This is a genomic window from Enterovibrio coralii, from assembly GCF_001559595.1.
Lineage (GTDB): Bacteria > Pseudomonadota > Gammaproteobacteria > Enterobacterales > Vibrionaceae > Enterovibrio > Enterovibrio coralii.
In genome coordinates, this window is record NZ_LNTY01000006.1 from 642280 (window position 1) to 655900 (window position 13621).

Genomic DNA, 13621 nt, shown 5'->3' on the forward strand with positions numbered 1-13621 from the left:
CTTTCACTCAAACCTTCCAGATACAGTTTTCGCGATAAGGCGTCACATAAAGATGTATTGCCGATACAGCGCATCTAAGGATTGACGCATTGTATCTGCTTGCTCTGCTTTACCGTCCGCAATAAGTGCCAGCAACTCTCTTTCAGACATTGTGATTCTTTGGCAAAGCTCCTCCAACGTGGCACAGAGGTGTTCGCTGCGTATTCGGGCTTTTTCTGCCGCAACAGGGTCAATGGTTCGATTGGAGCTTTTCGGCTCTATCTTGTGTTCAGCATTGTAAGCCATTTGCTTTGCACGCCTTCGGTTCGATTCATCCATTGCTTTTTGCATCGCAGGCGTGATTTTGTCGGCGTATAGAATCGCTTTCCCATTCGCATTGCGGGCAGCTCTTCCAATAATTTGGATGAGTGCTTCCGAGGAGCGCAAAAAGCCCGCATGATCAGCATCTAACACAGCAACCAAAGACGCCTCAGGAATATCCAAGCCTTCTCTCAGCAAGTTGATGCCAATGAGAACATCCACTTCTCCCCGCCGTAGTTGGCGAATAATTTCAATGCGATCGTCCGTTTTTACATCACTATGGATGTACTGACATCGAACACCTTGTTCGAGCAAGTCACTGTGCAAAGCCTCCGCACTTTGTTTGGTGAGCGTTGTAACTAGCACCCTCTCATTTTTAGCGATGCGCTGTTGGATTTGTTCAAACAAATCCGTTCGCGTCTGTGCTAGAGGAATAATTTCAATTTCAGGGTCTAGTAGCCCTGTCGGTCGAATGATCTGATCTACCACAACACCACCCGAGCGCTTCACTTCATAGTCACCCGGTGTTGCTGAGACAAAAATGGTTTGCGGTTTTATCTTTTCAAATTCTGAAAAACTCAGTGGTCGATTAAATTTGGCAGACGGCAACCTAAAACCATAATCAATCAAGGTATCTTTTCTGCTCTGGTCACCTTTATACATCGCATGGATTTGCGACACCATGACGTGTGATTCATCAATAAAGAGCAAGCCACCTTTAGGGAGATAATCCATCAGTGTGGTTGGCGGCAATGATGGATCTCGCTCGTTGAGGTAAGACGCATAGTTTTCAATGCCTCCGCAATATCCTTGAGTGCGTAGCATTTCAAGATCACGCGTTGTTCGTTCATAAAGTCTCGCAGCTTCCGTCAGTTGATGATTGCGGCTTAGTTCTGCCGTTCTTTCTTCAAGCTCCGCTTCAATGGCCTTACAGGCTTTTGCGATTTGATCGGGCGATGTGGAGTAAAGCGTTTTCGGAGAAACCCGATAGTGTTGAAGTTCATCCAATACTGCACCTGTTGCACTGTCTACTTGCAATAATCGTTTGATCTTTGAATGGTTATCTAACTCGATACGGATCAGTGCTTGCTCAGAATCTGCTGGGAAAATCTCAACATGATGTGCCTGCGTTTTATAGCAACCACGGCTAAGCGGTTCTGCCCCAGGTTCATAATGTAATTTAGCTAATTGCTGTTCTAGGCTCGGTAACGAAATTGCTTCACCGACATTAAGGTTTATCTGCAATGCCTTGTATGCGTCAGGAGAGCCCAGCCCATAAACGGACGACACTGACGCCACCACGATGACATCTTTTCGCTCAATCAGTGCTTTCGTTGTTGAAAGACGAAGACGTTCCAATTGAGCATTCACTGCCGAGTCTTTACGAATAAAGCGATTACTGCCTGGCAAATACACTTCTGGCTGATAGTAGTCGTAATAAGAGACGAAATACTCAACCGCATTTTCAGGAAAGAAAGCGCGCATTTCATGATAAAGCTGCGCGGCCAGCGTTTTATTGTGTGCAAGAATCAATGTTGGCCTGTTGAGGCGATGGATAATGTTTGCCATCGTGAAGGTCTTTCCCGACCCCGTGACGCCTTGCAATGTTTGGTGTGTTTTCCCTGCCTCGATACCCGCAATCAACTTTGCAATCGCCTCGGGTTGATCGCCCGAAGGTGCATGTTTCGAATGAAGTAAGAACGTGTCTTTTGCCATTGCGGTTTCCCTTGGGTCATTGAGTAAACCAAGTAAAGGTACTGACACCTCTCTCTGTCAAACTCTGTCCCGTGCAACAACTGGGAATTTTCCGATTTTGTAAAAAACGAAAATAACAAACACCTGCTGATTAGTGACGCATCAATCTCCAGAAGCAAACGTGAAACAGAGCTAGATATTCATCACGTTGCTTATCTTCATTTTTCATCGTTTGTCATTCCACCCAAGATCAACACCACAAATGCTTGTTATCAACTTGTTACTCAAACTTAAGTGCGTTGAATTAGGCAAACGGACTTTCTTATTCACTACTCGTTTGAAGGAACAAACCATGCCCTATCTAAACGTACGTATATCAGCAGTCGAGTCACCGGAATCCGCTGAAAAAGTGGTTGATTCACTCATGAAACACACCACAGAAGTGTTGGGAAAAAAGCCTGATGTAACGTCTATCGACATAGATTTCGTTGACCCTGCCAAATGGTTTGTGGGCGGGATGAGAATGAGCGAGCGAAACGCGGTAACGTTTTACCTAGAAATAAAAGTAACCGATGGCACCAACACCAAGCAGGAAAAAGCGCAATATGTGAGAAATGTATTTTCGGATTTTGAGGCCATCTTCGGTGAAGTCACGCCAGCAAGTTACATCGTGGTCGATGATGTCCGTGCTGATTCATGGGGATTCGAAGGGAAAACGCAGGAATACCGCTTTATTCAATCTCAGCCTTTGTAGTGTCAAACCCTCCTCAAACATAAGAGGCTTTCACATCATGAGCCTCTTACTTCAAAGCAACACGGATTCTCCGAGGTTGCTCTCCGCCTTCCTCTTAGCGTGACCGCACTTTAAACCAGCATTCGCCATTTCTTATGTGCCCCAAATTGAGACAGTTGAGAGGAAGTGAAGAAACAAACTAATTTGCTGATTTAACGATGCCTTCCCCTAAAGCTCCTTACTGACTACAGCTAATATGAACAAATAAGTGACTAAGAATTTGGGACGATATTAATGAAATGGATTGGATTTGCGTTTTTCTCCTTGGCATTGATTGGTTGTGAGCAGCCTAAAAAGGAACTGCCAGTCACTTTCAAACCAAACATTCCCTATTGCTCTGGTGAAAAAACCATGACTGGCACGTTTATGCAACTAAACAACGACAGTGAATGGTATGTTCGACAACTCCCTTGCACGGGTGAGTTTGATTCCCTTTCTTCCAGCGATGTAACGCTGGGAAACCAACAACCCTCAGGTTCAGTTGAAACTGGCATCATTGTGTTTTACCAGCATAAAGGCACACCAGACTTAAATACGTTTCTTCGCAGCAACGCCGCAGAAATGGGTGGCAATGCCGTTGTGGTGAAAACCGTTACCGCCCAAGAAGGGGAAGATATCTACATTGCTACCGTATACCGTTCGACCCCCTGAGAGAGAGAAAGGATTTTTGTATGAAACAATATATCGTGATGGGGTTGTTGCTCGTTGCCAGCATCGCCAATGCAACATCCAACGATGACCACGCAGAAGACAAAGCACAAATACGCGCGTTACTGGAACAGCTTTACACAGATGGCCAAAACCCAAACCTCTCTACGGGTGAATACCTTCAACGTTACTTTCTTCCTAAAAGCTTAAAACAGCTACAGGTCGTCTCAGGTCCCAATGGCGAACGCAAGAAATGGGAGAGATAGTCAGCAATATCAACAGCGACGGCTTTCAAGCTTGGCTAGACATGTTATCGACGGCGGGAAGTGCCCCTATTAATTTCTACACGAGCCGGCAAGGCGAGCCAATTGCGATCATCGATGTGACCTTCCCAAGAAAACCAAAGTTCACCAAGTATCAAGGAAAGTGGTATGCGTCTATGTAATTTAGGGAAGAAAGATAAGCTAACACCATCAGCCGCCATTATAGGTGTTTCGCTACTTTTCGCTGGCAACGCATGGGCTTACGACTGCCAGAAAAACGTTCAAAACCATAACATCCTGAAAGCCAGAAACTTCTTGGTGGATGTGGTGGTTGATGCTCCTGCCGGCCTGAATGAAACAGGTACGTTAGAGATCATCGGATTTAGATGCATATCTGCAATAAATCCTAATGAAGCCTTCAAGATGTCGATGAGCAAGAGTGCCGCACTCCCCCAATTCGACATCATCTACACAGACAAAGATGGCGTTCGGTTTAACAATATTATGCAAGCAAGTGTGTTTCCGTGGAGTGAAAGCGTTACCGTTAATATGGTCTCAACCGTTCTTGCTGACCTGTTGAAAAACATCCCCAATTTAAGGTCGTACAACGACCAAGATAAGCAAGCATTGATCGCGATGTCACGCGAATCTGTGCACCTAAAGCAATGGGCAAATCTACGCAGCAAGCGCATGTCGGAAAATCCTCTGGTTTACGCTTACCCCTTGCCCGACGCTGAGGAACAATTGCTTTCTCTCGCCATCGACGAGTTTCATTCGAACAACCAGCAGCTGCAAAAACGCTACGTCGACCAAGTCACTCAGCAACCTGATGAAGTCATCTTGTCTTTTTTTAATGACTTGCAATCGGGAAAGAAAAGCGAAGCGGATTTAACACCCTACTTGGAGAGAAAATATCTGTATGAAGACAGGTACACGGAACGGCTACTCAAACAAACCATAGAAGACGTCACGAACGTTGAGTTAACTGAACTGGACGCCCTTAAAGGCCGAGCATTTGCGACAGTGACCTACACCACCACGTCCAACCCTTCTGGCGTGACGCAAAAGTTCATGTTGAAGCGAAAACAGTCGGCGTGGCTGATATCGTCAGTTTATCAACCGAAAGGACAAGGGTAGTTTGGCAAAATTGGAGATTAGCTTTTGCGTTTCTGTCCAATAAATCAGTGATAGCCGCTATTTAAGGGCTATCACCGTGTGTTGGTTAGTTCTGTTTATTTCAGATCGATTTTGAAATTAAGTCTGCCTTTAACAGTCCGCCTTTTGTCAACAACCTCGGCGAAAAGTGTGGATTTCTGCGACTTTTATAAGCACTCAAAATCTTTTGGAGCCCTTTTGCTTCCAATAGAGAAATATTAATTTCTGTATCCATGTCTGCGGAGTTAATAAAATCTTCAGAAAATTCCGGTGCGATAATAAGAACTTGCGCGACTCTAAATCCATTACTCTCGCAGCGTTTAACATAAGATTTTACTTGTCTAGATGTTGCTGAATACTTGGCAAACTGGCCATTTTTAAATGATTTAACCTCACCAACAATCACATCATTATTTTCTAGTGAAATGATGATGTCTGATTGATCCTTTGCCGTATTGATACTTTTCCTCAGATCTTCATCAACATTCATCCCTAACTGTTCAAAAATCGCCCTTGTAACTTCTTCAAACTTACTTCCAATTTCGCTTTCTTTTATATCAATACCCACTGAATTTAGAGATTGAATGTCTCTACTAGCTAGTAGATGGTAATTTTCTATCAATCTATCGTTTGCACTTGCGAAACTTTCGATGATCTGCGTTCTTGGATTACCTCGACGAGGTAGACCTAAATCATTCCTTATAACTTTAATCTCATCGTTACTATAGAGATATAAAATATCAAAAGGAGTAACGTTTAGAGCTTTCAGTTTTTCTGGATCAATGGTCTCTTTATTCTCAATTTCGAAATCAGCCTTGATTTTGGCTTCCAGCTCAGGATCACATGAAGCCAAGGCATCCAGCATCTCTCTGTACCCACTAACGCTCAGCGTAGAAAACTCAAAATCTGATAAACCTTTTAGAAACTCGGTTAAAACATCGATACGCTCTTGAAGTCTTACTCCAATTTTTGGAATATCTAGACCCATATCATCGATGAGCTGTTTCACTCTTTCTTTTCTTTCATTCTGTGTAGCATCTTCGCTATGAAGATCATTAGATAATATGCTTCGTATTGAGAGTCCCGAGTGCGAAATGGTAGCGATCTTATCTTGACGCTCAACACCTCTAAACTTGTGCCCATGGCTCTTAAGTATATTTGACAACTCAGCATCAGAAAAAGACCTCAATATGCGGAGCGCATATTTATCATGAAGTTCTTTCCCTTGAATATCATGCAATATATCGACCACCTCATCAGCAATCATTACTTCTGACCGCCTCTTATTAATGAAAATAATTCCATTTTCTCTGAGATACTCTAAAGCACTTTCGATTGCAAGTTCTGGAATTGGGTCGATCGTGTGTTCAATCGCATGCATCTCATCTCTAGAGAGACCTAACCCTTCTGCTAGAGTATTAAGTATCCCCCTTTCGTCTTCACTTATCTTTGCAGTTCTGTTAATTTTAAGGTCGTTATTAAAAGCTGTACGCACGCAGTTTCTATAAACCTTCAAACGGCTATGCCTGCAAAATGAAGTCGACTCAATGTTGTTAATGTCATCTTCTATTAACATACTTAGGGCATCGATAGCTTGGTACTCCTTCGAGTACAGCTGTTCAATCCAATGAGTTGTTGCAATACAGTTCCCGTCTCGTGTCAGAATATTAATGAGAAGAGATACTTGAGGTCCACCAACAGCTATTTGCTCCAATAGATGCCTCTTATAGTGATGTTGGATCAAGCTAAAAAGCTGCGTTAGTTCATTTCCTGAAGCGGCTTTTAGTTGCCCATCAATTTTTTCTAGTTGCTCAACGAGACTTTGATCGTTCTTGTTTTCTTGGCAAAGTCGTCAATGCAATTGACGAATTTTGATCTTTCAACTTGATTTGTATGGTTCAAAACTTGACTAAGCTTCATAGAGATAACCCAAGGCGCAGTAAAATAGTGTTACGATAATAACCATATAACTTTACTACTCTAAAATTTAGTTCAGAAACTGTAATCTAAGTCACTTCACGTGCCCACCTACATTTGAGAATGTTTACCGATAGAGTTAATTTCCATTCCTATAAAAATCTGTTCATCACAATATATGTGCTTCAAGGTGTGTTAAAACTGATATATAAATTAATTTAGCTTTTTTATGTAGAATGCAGCATTCCTTCATCCCTACTATTTTCTATTTTGTTCACTGCCCTTCTGACTTTCAATGCATTTTGTGTTGCGATAACCAACCATTCGAGAGCGCATTACTTCGCTACAGCTTGCATGTGGACTTCTACAAAACAGAGAAAACACTGGCAAATCCCCTCCCAGCCCTTAGAATGCGTGCTCTGAAATTTATGCCGAATTAGAGTGACCTTATGCTTCGTGATTACACCTTCGAATGTCTTGTGACCATGCCTCGCCATGAACTGGAAGAGTTCAGTGCTCGAATCATCAGCCGTATGGTGCCTGAAGATGTAATGAGTGAGATTTTCACGTTCGATCAAGAAGAAGTAGATAGCGAAGAACGCGCGCTGTCAGCCCGTCTTGATGCCATGTTGCGTATGACGGCAATTGCGCTGAATGAAATTCAGCAAGCGTTTGATGATTCAGACAACGCCAAGCAAAACAGCGAGCGAATGACGCGTTTGGTGCTATGGCACTTCTACGCGATTTCTTTCCGCTTGGAACAAGCGATTACGCTTGAAACACATTGTGAGCACGTTGAAGCCTTACTGAAAAACGTCCCTACCGATGTCTTTGGTTGGGTGAACACCCTGACCGAGCTTTTGCACACTTACGCAGAGATCAACGCGAAGCAAAACCCAGAAGGTTAACGCGTTCTTTTACAGAAAATCACAGGGCGAGTAAGTGGTTTCAACTTACTCGCCTTTTCTTTTGCTCACCATTTCTTAAACCGCACAAAACCTCATAATCTGGCTTGTTCCATGAACTAGATCGCAGAGACACATCCTTCGAAACTTGTGCCCTCCTCCTTTTACGCCGCACGAGGTGCCCAGGTCAATCTGTATCTGAATAGAGAAGGCAGATGCTCTCTGATTGAAGTGAAATTGTAGCCTCGCTTTCACAGCCAGAACGCACCAATCAAAAGATATTAAGACTCAGAATGAATCGATATCTAATGTCCTAATACTGAGGCATCGAGGTGAAATTTTATATTCAATTCTTATACCTCCGCCGTGACATTAAAACAGCAAACGTCAGCTAACTGCACTGCCCCGTGATTAAGGACACGTCATGTTACGATTTAAAAATTCATCGAACGTCTCATTTGGCTATCTATTATTTATTTCGCTCATCCTCAGCCAAATAGCCAGTGCGTATGCTAACAATCAAACACAAGATAAAAATGCAGCGGATAACCACAACAAACATAGCCAACATTCGTTGGACAGATTCTGGGGCATGCCAAGCACCAGCAACGCTCATTTGATGAGTGTGCCTGAAAGCAAATCACTGGAAGAGGTCATTGCTCTCATTGAAGCCGTTGAAAATGCCTACCCAAATGACAACTGGAAAGTCATTGCCGTTCGCTTACGAAAAACCCACTACAACAGTGATTTATGGGACCTCTTTCTAGTAGGGTCCATTGACATCGAGCCAGCTAACGTAGAACAAGGTGTTCCGCCGTCAGTGATCGATACCTTGAAGAAAGGGAATATCATTTTCAAAGACCCAAACGGCAACGCGATTGATATGACGCACATATGGGCACTTATCAATGCCTTGTCTTATCCCTCAATTGACGCTGGCATTGACGATTTAAGCGGTATATCTGTAGCAGATTCCATTAGCTGGGTCGGTGACATAGGGAGTGTTGTTTCAGAATACACGCTAAAAACCAGACCTCACTTTGACTCCTTGGAGCAGTATTTTCATGGCTATTCGAGCGGCTCTGACCTTTACGGAGACATTGATGGCTACGGTATTTTCCATCAAGAAATCGATGACAACTTACCACTGAGTGCAAGAATAAGAACGTACTACCAAGATAACTTTAACAACCGATTTCACTACTATGAAAAAGCCACAAACATAAAATTTGAAAATAACGACAACGTATTCAGCGTGTCAGGTGCTTCCGTAAAAAACATCATCGAACCCAAGGTCAAACAGTTCGCTTCTTTTTGGACGTTACATTTGTGTAGATCAAGTGATTTCCAATGCTTCGTCGACGATATTGATAAGAAGTTCTATTCAGGTGCAGATGTTAAAACTGTCGTATCGCTCTACTCAACTTGGATGGAGACACAGTTGGCAGAAGCGTCGAGTTTGATTAGGTAGCCACAAAAAGATGATGTCACTTTTTACAATTGGGATAGCAACAGCGCGCCAATAAAACTCCACATGCCCAAACAATTGAACCACATAAACAGAGAGAATATTTTTGAGGTCGTTGACACTCTTTTGCGGATAAATGGATAGGTAATCCAGTACCCGTAAAGACGTATAGCTATGTTAGTGAAGAGCATACACGACCAATTGGCATGAAGCTTTTCGACGTCTTTTGATAACTGTTTATCGATGAAAACGATGCGTTGAGGGTCTCCCAAAGCAACAACCACATTCATGATGGTTCCGGGAAGAGCCCACAATATGGCGTAGATGGCCAATAAACCTGCCACCACTGGTTTTAGATCTTCAATGTGCATGCGTATCCATTTGTAAGGTCCGAGTTAGGGAATAATTCCCAGCAACTTCGCCAAGCATACAAAAAACGTGGTACCAACCAAACGCCACATTCCTAAGCAATTTATCCACATGAATAGCCTGAATTTTTTAGACTGAGTGGTAACTCTTTTCTTAATGAATGGATAAGCAATCCAGTAGCTAAATAGTCGTGTGCCAATTGAAGTATACAATTGATATTCGGGCTTTAAATTACCTCTCTCGTCGTAATACTTGTCTAAATCCTTAGCTAGATTCTTATCAATATAAACAATTCGTTCTATGTCTCCGAATGCTACCATTGCGATCATAACTGAGCCTGGCATTGCCCAAACGATTAGATAACCGCCGAAAATGGCTGTAAAGACCAATAATGCCGCTTCATACGGTGCCATTGCCATTTTTTCCTAAGAGATGATATTTAAATTTCGAACGAGAAAAGCTAAAAGCAGAGTGAGCATAAAGCTCCAGATGCCAACAAAGTTCAGCCACATAAATACGTTGTACTTCATTGATATTGATTGAGCACGATTTCGAATAAATGGATAAGTAAAACAATAGGCTATAATGCGACCACCTATAGATACAAAATGTGTTTCTTTAAGGTTTCCGGCCTCGTCATAAAGGTTGTTTAAGTTACTGCTTAGCTGGCTATCAAGATAAATCACGTGTTTAAAAACTGCCCATTGAAACGACGCAAAGTGAAATGATTCCTGGAATAATCCAAGCGAAAGATAGTGTGCCTACAATGACCAGTAGTAGTACGAGTGTCGTGTTACAGTCAGGCATGATGGTTTCCATAAATTCAATGACCGATCGACTATCACCATTGCTTTGAATCTTATAACGCGAGTTTGGCTTAGTTTCCGCCGATTTCAACGCTTAGAGCACTTTTATAAAGCATGATGCAGAAGAAGAGTAGCCAACTCCACATACCAATGCAGTTCACCCACATAAAAAATCTAAATTTCTTAGATCTAACAGTGGATCGATGTCGAATAAAAGGATAGGCAAGCCAATAAAAATAAAGACGATTCGCAATCTGTGCGAAATGCATTTTCTCCCCTTTTGATACTATACTTACAGTATTTTTGGAAAGCTGCTCGTCAATAAAAATGATATGTTTAGTATCTCCCAACGAGACAATTGCTCCCATAATAACGCTTGGAATTGCCCACAACATGGCGTACATACCCAATAAGCTAGCACCACAACTTTTAGCTCTTCAATGTGCATGCGTATCCATTTGTAAGGTCTGAGTTAGGGAATAATTCCCAGCAACTTTGCCAAGCATACAAAAAACGTGGTACCAACCAAGCTCCACATTCCTAAGCAATTTATCCACATGAATAGCCTGAATTTTTTAGACTGTGTGGTAACTCTTTTTTTAATGAATGGATAAGCGATCCAGTAGCCAAATAGTCGTGTGCCAATTGAAGTATACAATTGATATTCGGGCTTCAAATTACCTCTCTCGTCGTAATACTTCTTTAGATTCTTAGCAAGTTGTTTATCAATAAATACAATTCGTTCAACATCACCGAGCGCAACCAATGCACTCATAACCGTACCAGGAATTGCCCAAACGACTGAATAGCCACCGAATATGACGCCAAAGATGACTATTGCTGCTTCATACTGTTGCATTAGAAAGCCTCCACAATATCATCAACTAACTCTATGCTCTTTTCGTACAAGAAGTACAATCCATCGCCCAGAGCTTTTCCTGCGGTAGAACCCGCAATTCCCCCCAAGGCTCCACCCACCACAAATGCTCCGACAGCTGCGACCGCTATAACAGGTGCTGAAGTTATGCCCACAACACCAACTGCCAATACCACGCCTGCTGCTGCAATATTACCTCCTACGATACCGCCCCCCAGCCGCCAGCAAAACCAAAGACTTCTCGTGTGGTCACTTTACTACACTGACCTGTACCATCAACTGAGCAAGCCTCATAAATATTCTTAACTCCACTTGCCGCACTTAGAGCTAATCCGATATACCCGACACCACGAGCTGCTGAAATACCAGCTGCGACATTCGCCATGCGTTTTCCGAGATTCGGAACTACCCCTTTCGCAATGATTTCATTGGCATTGTGGATAACAGACTTTGTTGAAAGCCTTAAGTTCTTTTTGACTTGTACGTAGGGTGGTACCCTAACACTGCGCTTTGAAAGTGCTGCAAAGGAGCCATCTAATTTCTTAAATAGTGCTGCTCGATCGGATATGAAAAGGCCATAATTCACTCCACCAACACGACTTGCCATCGCTACTTGCGTAACGTAAAGACTGTTTATCTCCATCAGGATGGAGTTTATGTTCTTTAGATGTTTTCCAACCCCCGAGGCTACCGCCCCAATTCCCAATGAAGCGTGCGCATAAACATCCGATGGAAGTCCATCCTCCTTAATTTTTTTCAACATTTCCGACGCATAGTAGTCCAAAAGCTCAAAGTGACGGTTTACGGTAGCCACTGCCTCATCCGTCAGCTTGCCCAGCGCTTTACTTGCTGCTTTGGCTTCTTCAATTAATGCATCAAGACGGATTTTTTCTTCTTCTGTCTCAGGCTCGGCTGTCGGCAGAACAACAATCTCTCCCTGTCTGGCTGGATTGTTCAAATGCTCATTGTATTTCTTGATAAGTTCCTGAATGTCGCTGGGTGTTTCGTCTGAAAACAGGTTGCCCCAGAACTGTTCCAATGGTTGGGTTTTATCAATCTGGCAATAGCCCAAATCGAACGCCAACTTAGCTTCTCCCCATTTCTTAATATTCACCACTGGCAACCCACTCTCTACCAATCGTTCGTTGTTGATGGCTTTGAGTGTAGAACCTTCTAACAATCGTTCCTTATAGTCGTAGAAGACATCAATAGGCGCATTGTACGCTTTTGGTTTGTATGGTCTTTTGGCGGCCTTCGAGGCTTTCTTGGTATCAAGAAGTGCAGGAATGTCTATCTCAACGCCATTCCCATTCAACCATTCATCACTGACGTTGCTAAGTTGCTCTTGTGTAATTGGCGCATCGAGATAAACGAGATGCTGATCAGTGACGACTTTGCTGTCGATTTTCCAGTAGAGCAGAATCGCGCCTTGGTATTTATTTAACCCTTGCTCATTGTTCAGGCTAAATGGGGTTGAACGTGTTGCCTGAAATGCCCAGCGGCCTTCACCGAGAATTTTGTATTCCTGAACCAGTTTTTTGTCATGAAAATGGTAGAAATAACCTTCAGTCGGAAAGCCCAAACGGTCGCCAAGTTGAAGAGCTGGAGTGACCGGAATAAACGCTTCCCGAATGGCACCTGTACCTTTGGGCTTTAGCTTAACAGGAGGTTGGTTACTCAAGCCTTTTTCTGCGCTCGCGACTTTGGCGATAAGTTTACGAGGCGTGTTGTCTGTGGCTTTCGCCGAGAAAATGGTTCCCATGTTAGAAAGCTTTGTTTCCCAACTGACAATACTCGGTTCTTTAGATGTTTTCCCCAGCGCAAACTGGCAGCCCACCTCGCTTGCAAACACCTCTTCCGAGCAAGCAACTTCAAACAGGTATTCATAATCCTGAGCAGGCTTTTCCTGCTTTTCCTCAACTATAGGTTCGGGCGTATACGGGACTTCAGTAGGAGTTTGAGATTCTGAGCTCGAGCGGGAGGTAAAACCTTTGGCTTTGGTTCGCGAAGTAAACGCGGATTTCGCTTCCGGCGAAAGGCTGGATTCGGCCGCAGGGTTCACCTGCCAAACCTTATCCCCCACCGAATTGGATGTTGATTTCAGGAGAGGGGTAACGGGTGAATCACTAAGAAGTACATATTCACCCGTTGCTAGTTTGGCCTGAAACTTCTGGTTGGTTAAGCCTTCGGGTAACACGCTTTCCAAGGCTCGCTCACCCAGTGTCGAAAATCCACCTTCGACTTTGCCGAACTCGTGCGATGCAAGTTCGGTTATTTTTACAACCCTGTACGCCACTGACTCTTTCCTGATGTGCTTTTGTTTTTGGTTAAATACCGAACAAACGGGAGCAGTGCAACGGGTTGGAATCAAAACCGAATGGCAGATCAAACAGGGGCAACTTCTTGCTCAATATCTTGGCGAGAA

14 protein-coding genes are annotated in these 13621 nt (G+C 43.3%); 7 read left to right on the plus strand and 7 right to left on the minus strand.

Features of this window, described 5'->3' with window-relative positions; genetic code table 11:
* Positions 1-42: 42 nt before the first annotated feature.
* A complete protein-coding gene (gene uvrB / locus ATN88_RS03755) occupies positions 43-2016 on the minus strand; it encodes an excinuclease ABC subunit UvrB (RefSeq protein ID WP_067411623.1) in 1974 nt (657 codons plus the stop codon).
* A gap of 331 nt (positions 2017-2347) precedes the next feature.
* Between uvrB and ATN88_RS03760 the strand changes: the two genes are divergently transcribed.
* The 5 genes from ATN88_RS03760 (at position 2348) to ATN88_RS03780 (ending at position 4836) form a co-directional block, all read left to right on the plus strand.
* Positions 2348-2749 carry a tautomerase family protein gene (locus ATN88_RS03760; RefSeq protein ID WP_067411626.1) on the plus strand — a complete coding sequence of 134 codons (402 nt, stop codon included), beginning with the start codon at positions 2348-2350 and terminating at the stop codon, positions 2747-2749.
* Between the two features lie 273 nt (positions 2750-3022).
* Complete coding sequence (locus tag ATN88_RS03765; protein ID WP_067411629.1) at positions 3023-3439, plus strand: hypothetical protein; 417 nt, start codon at positions 3023-3025, stop codon at positions 3437-3439.
* Between the two features lie 20 nt (positions 3440-3459).
* Positions 3460-3702 carry a hypothetical protein gene (locus ATN88_RS03770; protein ID WP_067411632.1) on the plus strand — a complete coding sequence of 81 codons (243 nt, stop codon included), beginning with the start codon at positions 3460-3462 and terminating at the stop codon, positions 3700-3702.
* A complete protein-coding gene (locus ATN88_RS03775; RefSeq protein ID WP_067411636.1) occupies positions 3690-3881 on the plus strand; it encodes a hypothetical protein in 192 nt (63 codons plus the stop codon). Before ATN88_RS03770 ends, ATN88_RS03775 begins: the two co-directional genes overlap by 13 nt.
* Positions 3868-4836 (plus strand): hypothetical protein, encoded by a 969-nt coding sequence (locus tag ATN88_RS03780; RefSeq protein WP_067411638.1) that lies wholly within the window; start codon positions 3868-3870, stop codon positions 4834-4836. Before ATN88_RS03775 ends, ATN88_RS03780 begins: the two co-directional genes overlap by 14 nt.
* Before the next feature lie 100 nt (positions 4837-4936).
* On the opposite strand, the gene ATN88_RS03785 is transcribed toward ATN88_RS03780, so the two are convergent.
* On the minus strand, positions 4937-6568 hold the full coding sequence (locus ATN88_RS03785) for a hypothetical protein (RefSeq protein WP_232312722.1): 1632 nt from the start codon (positions 6566-6568) through the stop codon (positions 4937-4939).
* A 652-nt stretch (positions 6569-7220) separates the two neighbouring features.
* On the opposite strand from ATN88_RS03785, the gene ATN88_RS03790 reads away from it, so the two are divergent.
* Positions 7221-7679: an exoribonuclease R gene (locus tag ATN88_RS03790; RefSeq protein ID WP_067411643.1), complete on the plus strand. Its 459-nt coding sequence runs from the start codon at positions 7221-7223 to the stop codon at positions 7677-7679.
* 421 nt (positions 7680-8100) lie between these two features.
* On the plus strand, positions 8101-9147 hold the full coding sequence (locus ATN88_RS03795) for a hypothetical protein (RefSeq protein WP_232312723.1): 1047 nt from the start codon (positions 8101-8103) through the stop codon (positions 9145-9147).
* A 23-nt stretch (positions 9148-9170) separates the two neighbouring features.
* Here ATN88_RS03795 and ATN88_RS03800 read toward each other — a convergent pair whose 3' ends face one another.
* The 5 genes from ATN88_RS03800 to ATN88_RS28525 form a co-directional block, all read right to left on the minus strand.
* Entirely contained in the window at positions 9171-9515 is a 345-nt protein-coding gene (locus ATN88_RS03800; RefSeq protein WP_067411646.1) for a hypothetical protein, read from the minus strand.
* A gap of 24 nt (positions 9516-9539) precedes the next feature.
* A complete protein-coding gene (locus ATN88_RS03805) occupies positions 9540-9926 on the minus strand; it encodes a hypothetical protein (protein WP_067411650.1) in 387 nt (128 codons plus the stop codon).
* 865 nt (positions 9927-10791) lie between these two features.
* A complete protein-coding gene (locus ATN88_RS03815; RefSeq protein ID WP_067411656.1) occupies positions 10792-11178 on the minus strand; it encodes a hypothetical protein in 387 nt (128 codons plus the stop codon).
* Positions 11178-11366: a hypothetical protein gene (locus ATN88_RS28520; protein WP_332308844.1), complete on the minus strand. Its 189-nt coding sequence runs from the start codon at positions 11364-11366 to the stop codon at positions 11178-11180. Before ATN88_RS28520 ends, ATN88_RS03815 begins: the two co-directional genes overlap by 1 nt.
* A 29-nt stretch (positions 11367-11395) precedes the next feature.
* Complete coding sequence (locus ATN88_RS28525) at positions 11396-13492, minus strand: hypothetical protein (RefSeq protein WP_332308845.1); 2097 nt, start codon at positions 13490-13492, stop codon at positions 11396-11398.
* Between the last annotated feature and the right edge of the window lie 129 nt (positions 13493-13621).